The sequence below is a fragment of the Actinacidiphila epipremni genome (assembly GCF_012034175.1).
Classification (GTDB): Bacteria; Actinomycetota; Actinomycetes; order Streptomycetales; family Streptomycetaceae; genus Actinacidiphila; species Actinacidiphila epipremni.
In genome coordinates, this window is the sequence record NZ_JAATEJ010000021.1 from 156,353 (window position 1) to 172,604 (window position 16,252).

Genomic DNA, 16,252 nt, shown 5'->3' on the forward strand with positions numbered 1-16,252 from the left:
CATCTCGCCACCACTGCAAGGCAGTCGGCTGCACGCGGCGCCGGACCCCGCCCCACCCCCGCGGCCAGTGGGCTCCGGGCCCCGCCACCTGCGTGGTCGCGGCCCGCGCCGGCGCGACCACCACCCCGCCGAGCACCACCGCAACGCTGTCGGCCGCGCACGGCGCCGTACCCGCCTTGCCCCGAGGCCATGGGCCCAGGGCCCCGCCACCCGCGTGGTCGCGGCCGACGCGCCAGCTCGACCACCACCGCAAGGCGGTGAACCCGGCGCCGACCCCCGCCCCACCCCCCAGGGCAGCGAAGTCAGGGCCCCGCCACTTTCGTGGTCGCGGCCCACGCCAGCGCGAGCGCCACCGCGTCCTCCGCCAGCGCCGCGGGCCAGTCGGCGTGCCCTCCCGCGGCGCGGGCCTGCCGCCAGGCCGCACCCGCGTACGCCCCGCCCACCGCCGCGAGGCTGCCCAGCACGGTCGCGACGGCGACCTCCGGCCACCGCCGGGAGCGCGGCGGCGGCCGGCCGGCGGAAGAGCGGCCGGAAACGGAAGCGTCCGGCGCCCGGGAGGCCAGCGCCGCAGCCGCCGTCGCACCGGCGACCGCGCGCGGGCCGAGGCCCAGCGGCGTACGGCGGTCCGGCGTCGACGGCAGCTTGTCCGTGACGAGCTCCCCCACGGCCAGCGCGGCCGACACGCCCTTGGCGGCGGGATGGGCCAGCGCCGACGTCCCGCCGGGCAGCTGCCCCGGCGCGGTGGTCGCGGCCACTCCCGCCACACCCAGCTGGCTGCGCAGCCCCGAGACGGCCCCGATCAGTACGGCCCCGCCCACCGTCCGCCCGTTCACGGCCGCCCCCGCCCGGCAGCGGCCGTATAGGTGACCAGGCCGTACGCCAGATGCGGGACCACATCCGACAGCCAGTCCTTCGCGGACCACGTCCGCGGATCGCTGATCCCCAGCTGCGCGAGCGGTATGTCGCTCGCGGCCATCGCCAGCCCGGCCGTCACCGCCGCCCCGGCCCACCAGGGCAGCCCCAGCCCCGCGCGCCGCAGCACCGCCGTCGCGGTGCCGGCCCCGACCCCGACGGCGATGCCGTTGAGCGCCCCCAGCCCGGTGAGCCGCGCCTCACGTTGCGCGCCCTTCCCGGGAATGCCGACGCCGGCCTTGCCGGCCAGCAGATCGATCGTCTGCTCGGGCGTACTGCTGGCCGGCCTGCCACGCAGCGCCATGTCCGCGTAGGTCACCGTGTTCAACGCGGTCGTGCCGGCCGCTCCGGCCAGGGCGCCGCGGGTGAGAGTTCGCATCATGAGCTACGGCTGTCCGAATTGTCGGCTCTTATGCCCGGCGGTCGACCCGGCTGCCGCCCCGGCCGCCGGACGGAATGGCGAGCGATACGTCGACGTTGTGCCGTCAATGACCCATTCCGACGAAAATGCGACGCCACCCGCCGCCGGCACCCCGGCGGCCCGTGCCCGCCTGGAGAGCGCCCGCGCGGCGGCCGACGCGCAGATCACCGCCCTGAGCCGCGACTACGACGGGATCGTCGCCGCGAACGCCCTGGCCGCCGTCGACGACGAGCACGACCCCGAGGGGTCCAGCACCGCCTTCGAGCGCGCCCACGTGGGAGCCCTGCTCGGCCAGGCGCGCGAGCACCTGGAGGCGCTCGACCGGGCACTGGACCGCTTCGAGCAGGGCACGTACGGTCGCTGCGAGGTCTGCGGTGAGCCGATCCCCGCCGAGCGCCTGGAAGTGCTCCCGGCCGCGACGACCTGCACCCCCTGCGCGTCCGCCCGCCCCCGCTGACCTCCGGGCAGCCGGAGCAACCCGGAGCAACCCGGAGCGGCCAGGGCGGCTGGAGCGCCCAGCCCCCGCTCCTCCTCGTACGCTGGCTCCCGTGCCGCCCACCCGCCTGCGCCGTATCGCCGTCCTGGTCCTGGAGGGCGCCAAGCCCCTCGACGTCGGTATCCCCGCGCAGGTCTTCACGACCCGGGCGAGCATGCCGTACGCGGTCCGGGTGTGCGGAGCGGCCCCCGGCCTGGTGACGGGCGGCGACGGCCTGGCCTACCACGTCGCCGACGGACTCGACGCCCTGACCTGGGCGGATGTGGTCTTCGTGCCCGGCTACCGGCACCCCGACCGCGAGGACCCGCCGCAGGCCGTGGTGGACGCCCTGGTGGCGGCGCACGACCGCGGCGCGCGGCTCGCCGCGATCTCCACCGGCGCCTTCGCCCTGGCGGCCACCGGCCTGCTCGACGGCCGCCGCGCCACCACCCACTGGCACTACACGCGGGCCCTGGCCGACAAGCACCCCCTCGTCCACGTCGACGAGAACGTCCTCTTCGTCGACGAGGGCAGCGTCCTGACGTCCGCGGGCGCGGCCTCGGGCATCGACCTGTGCCTGCACATCCTGCGCGGCGACCTCGGCGTGGCCGCCTCCAACCACGCCGCCCGGCGCCTGGTCGCGGCCCCGTACCGCAGCGGCGGCCAGGCGCAGTACGTGCCCCGCAGCGTCCCGCAGCCGCTGGGCGAGCGTTTCGCCGCGACCCGCGAATGGGCCCTGCACCGGCTCGGCGAGCACCTCACCCTGGAGTCCCTGGCCCAGCACGCGGCGGTCTCCCCGCGCACGTTCTCCCGGCGTTTCGTCGAGGACACCGGCTATACGCCGATGCAGTGGGTGATGCGGGCCCGTATCGACCTGGCGCGCGAGCTGCTGGAACGCTCCGACCGCACCATCGAGCAGATCGCCAACGACGTTGGCCTGGGCACCGGCGCGAACCTGCGCCTGCATTTCCGCGGCATCCTCGGCACCACGCCGAGCGAATACCGCCGCACTTTCTCCCGCGGCGAATAGCCGGCTCCTCGTTTTCTGGTAGGCCGTGGCGTGATCCTTTCGAACCATGGCGCCCGCGCCACGGCCGTGTCCGCCGCCGGCGGGCGAGGCTGGAGGCATACCCGAGGACGAAGGGACCTTCTCATGACCCGTATCGCCATCAACGGATTCGGCCGTATCGGCCGCAATGTGCTGCGCGCCCTGCTGGAGCGCGGCAGCGACCTGGAGGTCGTCGCCGTCAACGACCTCACCGAACCGGCCACCCTGGCCCGCCTGCTGGCGTACGACACCACCGCCGGCCGGCTCGGCCGCCCGGTGACGGTGGAGGACGACACGCTGGTCGTCGACGGCCGCCGTATCAAGGTGCTGGCCGAACGCGACCCGGCGGACCTGCCGTGGAGGGAGCTGGGCGTCGACATCGTGCTGGAGTCCACCGGCCGCTTCACCTCGGCGAAGGCCGCCCGCGCCCACCTGGACGCGGGAGCCGCCAAGGTCCTGGTGAGCGCCCCGTCGGACGGCGCGGACGTGACGATCGCCTACGGCGTCAACACCGGCGACTACGACCCGGCCGCCCACACGATCGTCTCGAACGCCTCGTGCACGACCAACGCCCTGGCCCCGCTGGCGTCGGTGCTGGACGACCTGGCGGGTATCGAGCACGGCTTCATGACGACGGTGCACGCCTACACCCAGGAGCAGAACCTCCAGGACGGCCCGCACCGCGACGCCCGCCGCGCCCGTGCCGCGGCGGTGAACATCGTCCCGACGACGACCGGCGCCGCCAAGGCCATCGGCCGCGTCCTCCCGCGCCTGGAAGGCAAACTGTCCGGCGACTCGATCCGCGTCCCCGTCCCGGTGGGCTCGATCGTCGAGCTCAACACGACGGTGTCCCGCGAGGTGACCCGCGACGAGGTACTGGCGGCCTACCGCACGGCGGCGAACGGCCCCCTCGCGGGCATCCTGGAATACGCCGATGACCCCCTGGTCTCCTCCGACATCGTCGGCGACCCGGCCTCCTCGATCTTCGACGCCGCCCTCACCCGCGTCGACGGCCCCCACATCAAGGTCGTCGCCTGGTACGACAACGAATGGGGCTTCTCCCACCGCGTAGTAGACACCCTCCACCTCCTCGCCTCCGCCTGACCGCGCGGCTGCTCCGGGCTACCGGGGAGGCGCCGGGCGCGTAGAGCCCTGTCCGGCCGGAGACGGGGCTGCCCGGGCCGCCCACCTGAGCCCGCTTCATAGAAAGGCATGCCAGAAGCCGTTGCCCGAGCCATTGCGCTGAGCATGGGCTCGAGCGTGGGTTCCCGGCCGGGTGATCTTCGGCTGTTGCGTGTATGAAGGCAGGGCCTCTGGTGCATCTCGGAGTCGTCGAGACCGACGCACGCGCCAGGAGGCCCTGTTGCCGCAGTTCTACGCCTTCGTGCCGGACTGACGCGCGCACCGTCCCGAAAACGCGGGCGACCGCCCGGACCGGGAACGTCGGCATCCGTCGGACATGACAGGCGCGAGTGTGCTGCCGTGCAGGACCCGCTGCTGTGGCTGGAAGGCAAGGAACGCCAAGCCGGAGTGTTCTGCCACCGGCACCTGGCCGAGACGGTCCCTTCCCCGGTCGCAAGCGGGATCGCCCGGCGTCCACGCTGCCGTCTCACGAGCGTCTGTACCTGCAGGAGTTCCCGCCCGGATGTCGTCGCCGACTGCACCGGCGCTCCGCTTCTCCGCTGCTCTCATTCACTTCCGAGACGTAATGGTGCCATGCAATGGTCACCCGATCTTCATTCCATAGGGCGCATGGATTCCGCCGTGTTTTTTGCCACATAGGCTGCCCACAGATATTTTCCAAAAATCGCAGGTTTGTCCGTTAAATGCGTGCTGGATTCTGTGTGGTGGGGGCCTTTAGGGTCCGATCCGCTGCGTGTTCGATTAATGCGGGTGGGGTGGGGGCACATGAGGTGGGGAGAAGTGCGTCGTCGTGCGCGGCGCCGGGTTCTGGGAGCCGCGGCGGTCACGGCGTCAGTGGCCGTCGTGGCGGCTGTGCTGCCGGCGCTGGGCGGCGGTTCCTCGGTGGCGCATGCGGATACTGCCGGTGGGCCCGGGGTATCGAAGCCGAAGTCGGCGGAGCAGGCGGCGGCCGTGCAGGCCGCGGCGTCCGGGGACCCGGTGGAGGTCGTCGGAGACCGGACGGAGTATTCGACGACGTATGCCGAGCCGGACGGCATGTCGTTCCGGTTGGACCAGTCGGTGGTTCCGGTGCGGGTGCATCGTGCGGATGGTTCGTGGGTGGCACCGGATCCGACGCTGGAAGTGCGGCCGGACGGTAGCGTCGGGCCGAGGGCTGCGGTGGTGGACCTGGCGTTCTCCGGCGGCGGTGAGGGCGCGGGGCTGGTGAAGGTGACCCGGGACGGCAAGTGGCTGTCGCTGGGCTGGCCGGGAAGTCTGCCGAAACCGGTGCTGGACGGGGCTACCGCCAGCTACCCGGATGTCCTTGACGGGGTCGACCTGCGGATGACCGCGTCGGCCGAGGGGTTCAGCGAACTGCTGGTGGTCAAGACCCCGCAGGCAGCTGCAAATCCGCAGCTGCAAAGGATCGAGTTCGCGCTCCAGTCGGAAGGCGTGACGGTCGGGCCGTCCGGCGGTGGCGGGATGACAGCGGTCGATACCGAAGGCCGCCCCGTGTTCTCGGCGCCTGCGGCGTTGATGTGGGACTCGCGCGGTGACGATGTCGCGGGCGACCCGGTGGGGGCTTCCGGGGACGCATCTGCTGCAACTGGCTCCAGCAGCGCTCCGAGGAGTGATGCGGCCCGGGGAGCAAGTAGCGCGGCGGACGACCCGTCCAGTGGCCCGGGCGACGGCGACGCCTCGGCTGTACTGCCGGTTGAGGTCACCGCCGCCTCCTTGGCGGTGACGCCGGACCCGGAACTGCTGGCGAACCCGGACAGCGGCGCGTACCCCCTCTACATCGATCCGTCCGTCGGATTGGCCCAGTCCGCGCGCACGCAGCTGCGGTCGGACGGCTACACGAACTACAACTGGGGCAACGGCAGCAACAACGAGGGCGAGGGCATGGGCCACTGCTCCTCGTACGCCGGCTACTACTGCGGCCCCGGCTACACCGAGCGGCTGTACTACCAGTTCTCGCCCAGCCAGCTGACGGGCAAGAAGGTCCTGGACGCGACGTTCCGGGACACCGAGTCCTGGTCGTTCACCTGCGACGCGAAGCAGGTGGACCTGGAACGCACCGGCAATATCACCTCCGCCACTTCGTGGTCGACGCGCCCGAACAACCTGGGCGTCGTGGCCACCCGCACGGTCGCGGCCGGCCGCGGCAGCGAGTGCAGCCCCTCCCAGCCCGCCGCGCCGATCGAGTTCCACGACGCGCGGCTGACCACTCAGGTCGCGGACCTCGCGGCGGGCAAGTTCTCCCAGCTGACGCTGCTGCTCCTCGCACACGACGAGTCCGACACATCGGCGTGGAAGCGGTTCCGCAACGACGCGGTGCTGTCGGTGACGTATGTCGGTCTGCCGGCTGTCCCGACGAACTACGGACTCGTTGCCGGCACCGGGGTCGGCTGCGAATCCGATTGGACCGACCCGCAGATCGTGGGTGACACGACGCCGTCGATGACGGCGAAGACGGCGACGCAGTCGGGCGGTGCTTCGGGTGCGAGCCTGCGGATCTACTTCTACGTCGAGCACCAGGCTGCCGACAAGTCGTGGGCCATGGTCACCGAGCCGGTCCGGCCGTCGAGCGGCTATATCGGCAGCGGCGTGACGGAGACGGACCCGACACCGGTCACTTTGAAGGACGGCGATCTGTACCGGCTGGCCGTCTACACCCGTTCGTACTACAACAATGGCGCGAACTACATTCAGTCGAACAGCAACCTGTCCACGACCGGATGGTGTTATTTCCGTGTCGACACCACCGCGCCGAAGCCGCCGGTGATCACTGGGGGCGGCCCGTATTCGGAATGTCTGCCGGACGTGTGCGCCGCAGCGGGTGGCCCAGGCATCCCTGGACAGTTCACCTTCGGCCCGGCCAGCGGTGACGTGAATATCTCATACCAATACAAACTGGTCTCTGATAAGCAGTGGTCGGCCGAGATCGCCGGCGCCACCGTTCAGAAGACCATCACCCCGCAGCTCGCCGGTACCCAGCAGTTGCTGGTGCGGGCGAAGGACGGTGCGGGCTGGGGGCAATCGGCTCCCTTCCTGTTCAACGTCAAGGAGGGACAGGGCCCGGTCGGCCAATGGCACTTCGACGACGGCGTCACCGACCCCACGGTGACGACCGTGGCCGATACGGCCACGGAAGGCATCCGACACAACGCGACGCGGTACACGGCAGGTTCCGGCTGGTCGATCTTCGGCCGGCGAGGCAATCCCGACCAGTCGCTGTGGCTGAACGACACCAGTGTCACTGCGAATCAAACGGGCTACGCAGCCACGGACACGCCCGTGGTGAACACCCAGGCGTCGTTCACGATCTCCGCCTGGGTCTGGCTCAGCGACGACACGCAGTTCCGGGCGGTACTGGCACAGCCGTCCAACGACACCTCGGGGTTCTCGCTGTACTACTCCCCGGGACTGCACCGGTGGGTGTTCTCGTGGAGCTGGAACGAGGGCACGACCCACCAGGCGATGGGTGCCGGCACCAATGTCGGCCTGGTCGCGCCATTGAAGGTGTGGACGCACCTGACCGGCGTGTACGACCGTACGAACCAGACCCTTCTGCTGTACGTCAACGGCCGTCCCCAGGGCGCACCGGTACAACTGCCGGACACGGCCGTGGCCGGCGCCGCGAACGGCGCGTTGCAGTTCGGGCGCTCGGGCGGCGCCACTACCGGCACGTTCACCGACTACTGGCGCGGCCGGCTGGACGAGGTGTCCGTCTGGCAGCGCGCCCTCACCTCGGACGAGATCGCCCTCGACGACGCCATGCAGGGCACCGACGGCACCCCGGCCGTGGAGATGGTGGCCGACTGGAACCCCGACGGCGCCACCGGGACCACCCTCGCGGACACCGTCAGCGGCTACGGGCGCAACCTCGCCCTGACCGGTGGAGCGTCACTGGACGGCCAGGCGCTCGTCCTGGACGGCACCAGCGGCGCCGCCAAGGCCACCCCGGACGGTCCTTTGGTGGACGGCACCGGATCGTTCACGGCCACGACTCTGGCCGATCTCGACAGCGCGGCGCTGGCGAACAAACCGATCGGCTACACCGCCCAGCTCATCGGGCAACGCAGCACCACCGGCTCCTCGTGGGGCATCTGGTACCAGCTGACCAGTGTCGCGACCGAACCGGATCCGGACGGCGGGCCCGATCTCACGGTTCCGCACGGCAAGTGGTGGTTCGGCCGGCTGGGCAGCGACGGGGCCTTCGACGGTGTCGTCTCCGACGACCTCGCCGACTTGGGCAGCCCGGTACGGCTGACGGGCACGTACGACGCCCCGTCCGGCACCGTCCACCTCTACGTGGGCGGCGTGGAAAACGGCGGCGACGGCATCCACTCCTATACCGCTGACGCGGGCTCGGGACTGTTCACGGTCGGCGAGGCCCAAGCCGCCGCCGATACCTCCTTCGCCCACTTCGCCCCCGGCAGGGTCACCGACGTGCGCCTGTGGTCCGGTGCGATGAACAAGCAGCAGATCGACAGCCTCGACGGCTGACTCCCGGCGGGGTGGGCGCGCACCGAACCGTGGTGTGCGCCCGCCCACCACGCACTACCCATGAGTTCCGCACGGGTTTGTCCCCGTGCCTTCAACCGACCGCTGGGAGGACCAGTCGTGAGTGCCCGTAGGGGAGCCAACTGGATGACGGACACCTTCGTCCGCGGCATTCTGTTCCCGCGGAAGAAGGCCGTTCGGCCTGTGCGTCGGCGCCGTCTTCCGGCGGCTGTCGCCATTGTGGTGACCCTTGCTGTCGCGGTGCCGACCGGCGCCACTGTGACACCGGCCGTGGCCGCCTCCCACGGGCTCGGGAAACCTTCCCTGCCCGCAGCGCACTCCGACCGCGTCGACCCGGTGCGCGGGCTCGGCGCCACGGCCGAGCGTCGGCATGTCGCTGAATTGCGGGCCGCCAACACCGCACAGGCCAAGACAGCGCGTGCCGAGCAGAAAGCCGCCTGGCCTGCGGCCGCCGACGCCACAGGCGCGCTGACCACCGGGCAGGCGCTGCACCTGGAGGCCGGGGGGCTTCCCGTCACCATCGAACGCACCACGACCCACCCGGCGTCCGGGCAGATGCGGCTGCACGTCGTAGGCCAGGCCCAGGCGCAGGCGGCGGGCGTGGACGGTGTGCTGCTGTCCGCCACCGCGGACGGGACGGGTACCGCCCGGGTGAGCGTGAACTACGCATCGTTCGCGTCCGCCTACGGGGGCGGCTGGGCCGGCCGGCTGCGACTCGTACAGCTGCCTGCCTGCGCGCTGACCACACCGGCCCGGCCCGCATGCCGCACACAGACCCCGCTGAAGTCGAGCAACGACCCGGTCAGGCAAACCGTTACCGCCGAAGTAGCGCTGAACTCCGCATCCGCCACCTCTGCGGTCGCAGGCCCCGCCACGGTGATGGCCGTCGCAGCCGGTGCGGGGGAGGCCGCCTCGGGCGGCGGCAACTACTCCGCGTCGCCGCTCTCGCCGTCGTTCACCTGGGCGGCGGGCAACAGTTCGGGGTCTTTCACCTGGTCCTACCCGATGACCACCCCGCCGGCGGCGGCCGGCCCCGCCCCCGACCTGTCCTTGACCTACGACTCGGGGAGCATCGACGGCCGCACCGCATCGACGAACAACCAGGGCAGTCAGGTCGGTGAGGGCTTCGATCTGAGCACATCCTCGTACGTGGAGCGCTCGTACGCCTCCTGCGACGACGACGGCGAGACCGGTAAGTACGACGAGTGCTGGAAGTACGACAACGCTTCCCTGGTGCTGAACGGCAAGTCGACGGAGCTGGTCAAGGACGACGCGACCGGGACCTGGCGGCTGAAGGACGACGACGCCTCCACCGTCACCCACTCCACCGGCGCTGCCAACGGCGACGAGGGCGACTCGGGTGTCGACGGGGCGGGTGAGTACTGGACGGTGACCACCGGCGACGGCACCCGGTACGTGTTCGGGCTGAACAAGCTGCCCGGCGCAGGGACCGAGCGCACCAACTCGGTGTGGACGACGCCGGTGTTCGGCAACAACGCCGGCGAACCCGGTTACGCAGACGGCACCGCCTTCTCCGGGCGGTCGCTCACCCAGGCCTGGCGGTGGAACCTGGACTACGTGGTGGACCTGCACGGGAACGCCATGACGTACTGGTACACGCCGGAGACCAACTCCTACGGCAAGAACGGCGCGACCACGGGGACGGCCACGTACACCCGTGGCGGCTACCTCGACCACATCCTGTACGGACAGCGTTCCGACGCCTTGTTCACCGGCACCGCCTCGGACAAGGTGCAGTTCACCTATTCGGAGCGGTGCACGGCGTCGGACTGCTCGTCGCTGACGAAGGACACGGCGCCGAACTGGCCGGACGTGCCCTTCGACTCGATCTGCGCGAGCGGCGCCACCTGCCATGCCGTCAGTCCGACGTTCTTCACGCGTAAGCGCCTGACAAAGGTCGAGACGTTCGCATGGAACGCCGCGGCGAGCCCGGCCGCCTACGCCCCCGCCGACGCCTACGCGTTCGACCAGCAATACCTCGACCCCGGCGACATCGGCAACAGCACCGACCAGACCCTGGTGCTCAGCACCATCCGCCACATCGGTGAGAACGGTGGCACCCTCGCCCTGGACCCGGTGACGTTCCAGTACCAGATGCGGCCGAACCGCGTGGACGCGCCGACCGATGACGTGCTGCCGTTGAACCGGCCGCGGATCGCCTCGGTGACCTCGGAGACCGGCTCCATCACCACCGTGACGTTGTCGAACCCGGAGTGTGTGCGCGGGAGCAGCATGCCGGCGGCCGAGGACGACGACACCACGAGCTGCTATCCGGTGTACTGGCACGTCAACGGTGCCGACGAGGCGACGCTGGACTGGTTCCACAAGTACCGGGTCACGGCGGTGGAGGTCGCCGACCCGACCGGCCACGGCGAGAGCATGGAGACCACCTACGCCTACTCCGGGCCGGCCTGGCACTACAACGACGACCCCTTCACCCCGGCCAAGGAGCGCACCTGGTCGCAGTGGCGCGGCTACCACACGGTGACCACGACCACCGGCTCGGCGGCGGGCACGCAGTCGAAGACCACGACGGTGTACCTGCAGGGCATGGACGGCGACAGGCAGAAGAACGGCACCACCCGCTCGGTGTCCGCCGCCGGCATCGGGTTCACCGGCTTGAGCGTGCCCGGTGTGACCGACAGCGACCAGTACCAGGGCTTCACCCGCGAGGAGATCACCTACAACGGGACCACGCCGGTCTCCGTCACGGTCAGCGACCCGTACTCGGCCAGGACCGCCTCACAGCAGAAGTCGTACGCCGACGTCGACGCGTACTACGTCCGCACCGCCAGAACCCAGACCTCCACCTACCTGACCGCGTCCGGCGGTTGGCGGACCGGCAGCTACAGCACCACCTACGACGGCTACGGCATGGCCGTCGAGCTCGACGACGCCGGCCAGGTCGGCGTGAGCGGCGACGAGTCCTGCACCCGCACCTGGTACGCCCGCAACACCGCCATCGGCGTCACCGCCCTGGTCTCCCGCACCCGCGCGACCTCCCGTGCCTGCTCCACCACCGAAACCGACCTGAACCTGCCCACCACCAGCGCGACCCGCGGCGACGTCCTGTCCGACACCGCGACCGTCTACGACAACACGAGCGCCACCACCTGGACGCCGGCGCAGACCCCCACACTCGGCGAGGCCACCTGGACCGGCCGCGCCGCCGCCTACCCGGCCACCGCCACCAATGGCGAGCGCAACCCCACCACGTGGCAGACCCTGACCAAGACGACGTACGACGACACCACGGCGAAGCTCGGCCGGGTCCTGTCGACCACCGACGCCGCCGGGAACAGCACCAAGACGGCATACGTACCCGCCGCCACGGGACCGGCGACCCGGGTACAGGTCACCAACGCGAAATCCCAGATCACCTACACCTACCTGGACTTCGCCCGCGGCAGCACCCTCAAGGCGTACGACGTCAACGGCAGGATCACCGAGTCGGCGTACGACCCGCTGGGACGGGTGACCAGCCTATGGCTGCCCAACCAGTCCCGCGTCGACGGCTACGGCGCCAACTCCACCTACAGCTACCACCTCAGCAGCACCGCACCGTCCTACGTGGCCACCTCGAGCATCATCGCAGAGGGGTCCTACAACACCAGCTACCAGATCTACGACTCGCTGCTGCGCCCCTTGCAGACGCAAACGCCCACGCCCAACGGGGGGCGGCTGCTGAGCGACACCCGCTACGACGGGCGGGGCCTGGTCTCCGAGTCCTACTCCGACGTCTTCGACTCCACGACCACGCCCGACGGCACCTACACGCGGGCGGAGTCCGGGCGCGCGCCGAAGCAGACCGACACGGTCTTCGACGGCGCCGGCCGCCCCACCACGTCCCGCTTCCTCATCTACGGCGTGCAGAAGTGGAGCACCACCACCTCCTACACCGGTGACTCCACCGCGACCAGCGCACCGGACGGCGGCAGCGCCACCCGCACCATCACCGACGTCTTCGGCCGCACCGTCGAGCAGCGCGAATACGCCGGCACCACCCCCGCCGACACCGACTACGGGTCCGGTGTCGGTATCCCATACACCACGACGGACTTCACCTACACGCGCGACGGCAAGCAGAAGACGGTGACCGGCCCGGACACCACGTGGTCGTACACCTACGACCTGTTCGGCCGACAGGTCTCGGCGACCGATCCCGACAAGGGAACCACCAACACCAGCTACACCGCCCTCGACCAGATCGACACGACCACCGACGCCCGCAACACCACCCTGCTGTACGACTACGACGTCCTCGGCCGCAAGACCGACCTGTGGCAGACCTCGCGCACCGACGCGAACAAGCTCGGCCTCTGGACCTACGACGGCGTGCTCAAGGGCCAACTGGACTCCTCGACCAGCTACGTCGGCGGCACCACCGGGACGGCCTACACCGAGAAGGTCACCGCTTTCGACACCATGAGCCGGCCCACGAAGACCGAGCTCGACCTGCCGGCCACCGACCCGCTGGTCACCTCCGGAGCCGTGGCCGCGAAGCTCGTCACGTCGACCGCGTACAACAAGGACGGCACGCAGCAGTTCGTCGACGATCCGGCAGCAGGCGGCCTGCCCTCCGAGGACGTGGTCACCCACCACAACACCCTCGGCCTGCCCACCGACGTCCAAGGCGCCAGCGGCTACCTGCTGTCCGCCACCTACACCAACCTCAGCCAACCCCAGCAGCTCACCCTCGGCACATCCCCCAGCGAAGGCGTCCTCAAGGCGTACGTCACCAACACCTGGGAAGAGGGCACCGACCGGCTCCTGGCATCCGTGGTCACCGACCAGACCCACCCCTACCAGGACCAGAACCTCAGCTACGGCTACGACACCGCCGGCAACGTCACCCACACCTTCGACCCCACCACCCTCGGCGGCACCGCACAGGCCGACAACGAGTGCTACACCTACGACGGCCACCAGCGCCTGACCGACGCCTGGACCCCCACCACCCCGGACTGCTCCACCACCGGCCGCACCACCGGCAACCTCGGCGGAGCCAGCCCCTACTGGACCTCGTACACCTACAACGACGCCGGCCTGCGCACCACCCAGACCGACCACACCCCCGCCACCAGCACCCTGACCACCTACTGCTACGACCCGGCCCGCCCCCACGCCCTGACCTCCGTACTGACCGCCGCAGCCACCTGCACCGGGACGCCGGCCGCCTACGCCTACGACCCGGACGGCAACACCACCACCCGGCCTGACGGCACCGACACCCAGACCCTCACCTGGACATCCCAGGGCCAGCTCGACACCCTCACCGAGAAAACCAGCACAGGCACGGTGACCGGCACCACCAGCCACGTCTACGACGCCGACGGCAACCTCCTCATCCGCCGCGGCACCACCGACGACACCGTCCTCTACCTCGGCGACACGGAAGTCCACCTCGCCACCGGCACCACGCCCAAGTACTGGGCCCAGCGCTACTACGGCGCCGCCGGCGTCACCCTGGCCTTGCGCAGCAACCAGACCGGCACCAACACCCTCACCTGGCTCGCCGGCGACCAGCACGGCACCGGCACCCTCGCCATCGACGCCACTACCCAAGCCCTCACCAAGCGCTACACCACCCCCTTCGGCGCCCCCCGCGACGGCACCACAGGCACATGGCCCGACGACAACGGCTTCCTCGGCAAACCCACCGACGGCACCACCGGCCTCACCTACATCGGCGCCCGCCAATACGATCCCACCACCGGCCGCTTCATGAGCGTCGACCCCGTCCTCGACACCGGCGACAGCCAATCCCTCAACGGCTACACCTACGCCGACAACAACCCCGCCACCCTCAGCGACCCCTCCGGCCTACGCCCCATCGGCGCAGGCAACGGCGGCTACGACAGCGACCAGTACAACGCATCCCACAACGCCTACTGGACGAACACCGCCAGCGGCGGCTGGACCTACAACCAGGTCAGCCAGACAGAAGACAAAAAACACGTATTCGTAGGCGTCGTCTCCATCCCCACCTACGGGCCGAACGTCGTATACGGAGCGACCTTCAAAAAGCCGAAGAAGAAATCGAGCAACCCGGTCAAGAACTTCTTCGGCGGGGTGGCGGACTCGATCGTCGGCAGTATCCCCAGCCCGGCGGCGGCACTCGCTGATGCTATGAATGAACTGTCTCTTGGGATGACCGGGGGACACGCCGGCAAGGCTGCACCAGATATGCCGATCTATCCGTTCGGCGACCCTGATTTCCTAGGTGTCGACGCGGACTCCAGTGCCTACAAGCTGGGAGAATTGACAGGACTGGCTGCTCAGATGTTGGCCGGGCCGGCTGGTGAGGAAAAAACAGGCGGAAGCCTGGTGTCGAAGCTCCTGAGCAAATTTCGCAGCGGTGGCTGCAGTTTCGATGGTGAGACGCCTGTTCTTCTCGCCGACGGGGAAAGCAGGCCGATCAGCCAGATTCACCCCGGTGATAAAGTCGAAGCGGGTAGTGCCGAAAACGGCAGGCGGCAAGGCGGACGTACAGTCACCGCCACTTTCATCAACCACGACGACGACTTGATCGACCTCCAAATTGAAACCCCGTCCGGCCGGAGCGCCACCCTCCACACCACTGCGCAGCATCCATTTTGGGACGACACGGCCCACGCCTGGGCGCCTGCCGGCCAATTGACCCCCGGCCATGCCCTTGAAACGGCACAAAATTCCCATGCGCGTGTTGTTGCTGTTCATGTCATCGCCGGCGCCGCGGATATGTATAACCTCAGCGTCGACCAGCTCCACACGTACTACGTGCTTGCTGCGGGAACCCCGGTCCTAGTGCACAATACCGGGGCTGGGCCGGCAGTTTGCTTCCGAGGTGCGAGGCCAGGGGATTCTCCGACCTTCGTTCCCCGTCCGAATGACTACAAGGTCGATCCCGCTACGGGGTTCGTCAAGGGCACGCATGGGCTATCTGTCTTCGACAACCCTGAAAGCGTCGCGGGCAAGGGGTTCGTGCCGCACGAGGTGGACATGGGAACTGTCCCCGATTCCCTTCGCATCATCCAGCGCGGTAACGATCCGCGGCACTTCGAGATTGTGCCCGCTCCGGGTGCTAACCTTACGCCCCAGCAGTACACTGACGCGCTAGCTCAGATAAGGACCAGGTAGGTATGGACGATAAGAAAGCACCGCTGTACAGACTTGAGTTTCCCGAATACCTCGATGGGTATGAAATTGAGACCGAGGCCAAGGGCTACTTGGTCGAAGTGCGTATCTCGGTGGAGGGGGATGTATTCGACCTTGTGGTCTATGATCCTGTACGGTTGCAACAGGAGGTCGTAGATGAAATCTCGGAGAATGGTTACTTCGCTGTGGCGAATGTGCTTGTGGTTCCAAAAGTGACCAGAGAGGAAATCACTCGCGCTGTCAACATCCTCGCTAATAGCAAATTCAGTGGGCTGGGGCGTCGAGTCATTGGTTGAAATGAACTACGGCTCCATCGATTTCTGGCCGGAGAAGCGGCGCTCAATTTTCCACTCGCTGCGGTTGGTTTCGTACCGCCAGGCCACTTGGGCATCGATAGGCGGTGGCCCGCCGCTTAACCTCGATCTTTCGTGACGGTCCGCCGGTTTTTCCGGCGGACCGTTTGGGTTGTTGGGGCTGAGGGCGGGCAGGCTGATGGCCCGGCTATCGTGTCGGATGGGCGCCGGGTTCCATGTGGCTCCGGTCAGGTGGTGCTGTTCGTAGGGACAGGAAATGTGCTGGATGCTCCTAT

General features: G+C 69.3%; 9 protein-coding genes. 6 read left to right on the forward strand and 3 right to left on the reverse strand.

Annotated elements, in window-relative coordinates; all coding sequences use genetic code 11:
* Positions 1-302: 302 nt before the first annotated feature.
* Both HCN08_RS34820 and HCN08_RS34825 read right to left on the reverse strand, forming a co-directional pair.
* Positions 303-833: a DUF4126 family protein gene (locus HCN08_RS34820; protein ID WP_206319154.1), complete on the reverse strand. Its 531-nt coding sequence runs from the start codon at positions 831-833 to the stop codon at positions 303-305.
* The gene (locus tag HCN08_RS34825; RefSeq protein ID WP_206319155.1) at positions 830-1,294 is read right to left on the reverse strand and encodes a hypothetical protein; all 465 of its coding nucleotides are present in this window, start codon (positions 1,292-1,294) and stop codon (positions 830-832) included. The genes HCN08_RS34820 and HCN08_RS34825 overlap by 4 nt, the downstream gene beginning before the upstream one ends.
* A 106-nt stretch (positions 1,295-1,400) precedes the next feature.
* Here HCN08_RS34825 and HCN08_RS24100 point away from each other — a divergent pair, with 106 nt between their 5' ends.
* The 6 genes from HCN08_RS24100 (at position 1,401) to HCN08_RS24125 (ending at position 15,959) form a co-directional block, all read left to right on the forward strand.
* Positions 1,401-1,790, forward strand: a complete 390-nt coding sequence (locus HCN08_RS24100; RefSeq protein ID WP_167985313.1) for a TraR/DksA family transcriptional regulator — start codon at positions 1,401-1,403, stop codon at positions 1,788-1,790.
* 91 nt (positions 1,791-1,881) lie between these two features.
* Entirely contained in the window at positions 1,882-2,838 is a 957-nt protein-coding gene (locus tag HCN08_RS24105) for a GlxA family transcriptional regulator (protein ID WP_167985314.1), read from the forward strand.
* Between the two features lie 123 nt (positions 2,839-2,961).
* Positions 2,962-3,960, forward strand: a complete 999-nt coding sequence (gene gap, locus HCN08_RS24110; protein ID WP_167985315.1) for a type I glyceraldehyde-3-phosphate dehydrogenase — start codon at positions 2,962-2,964, stop codon at positions 3,958-3,960.
* Between the two features lie 882 nt (positions 3,961-4,842).
* Positions 4,843-8,487: a LamG domain-containing protein gene (locus HCN08_RS24115; protein WP_322974642.1), complete on the forward strand. Its 3,645-nt coding sequence runs from the start codon at positions 4,843-4,845 to the stop codon at positions 8,485-8,487.
* A 144-nt stretch (positions 8,488-8,631) separates the two neighbouring features.
* Entirely contained in the window at positions 8,632-15,645 is a 7,014-nt protein-coding gene (locus tag HCN08_RS36275; protein WP_167985317.1) for an RHS repeat-associated core domain-containing protein, read from the forward strand.
* A gap of 2 nt (positions 15,646-15,647) precedes the next feature.
* Positions 15,648-15,959 (forward strand): hypothetical protein, encoded by a 312-nt coding sequence (locus tag HCN08_RS24125; protein WP_167985318.1) that lies wholly within the window; start codon positions 15,648-15,650, stop codon positions 15,957-15,959.
* Positions 15,960-15,965: 6 nt separating this feature from the next.
* Here HCN08_RS24125 and HCN08_RS34830 read toward each other — a convergent pair.
* The coding region (locus HCN08_RS34830) for a hypothetical protein (protein WP_206319156.1) at positions 15,966-16,252 on the reverse strand (287 nt) is incomplete at its 5' end.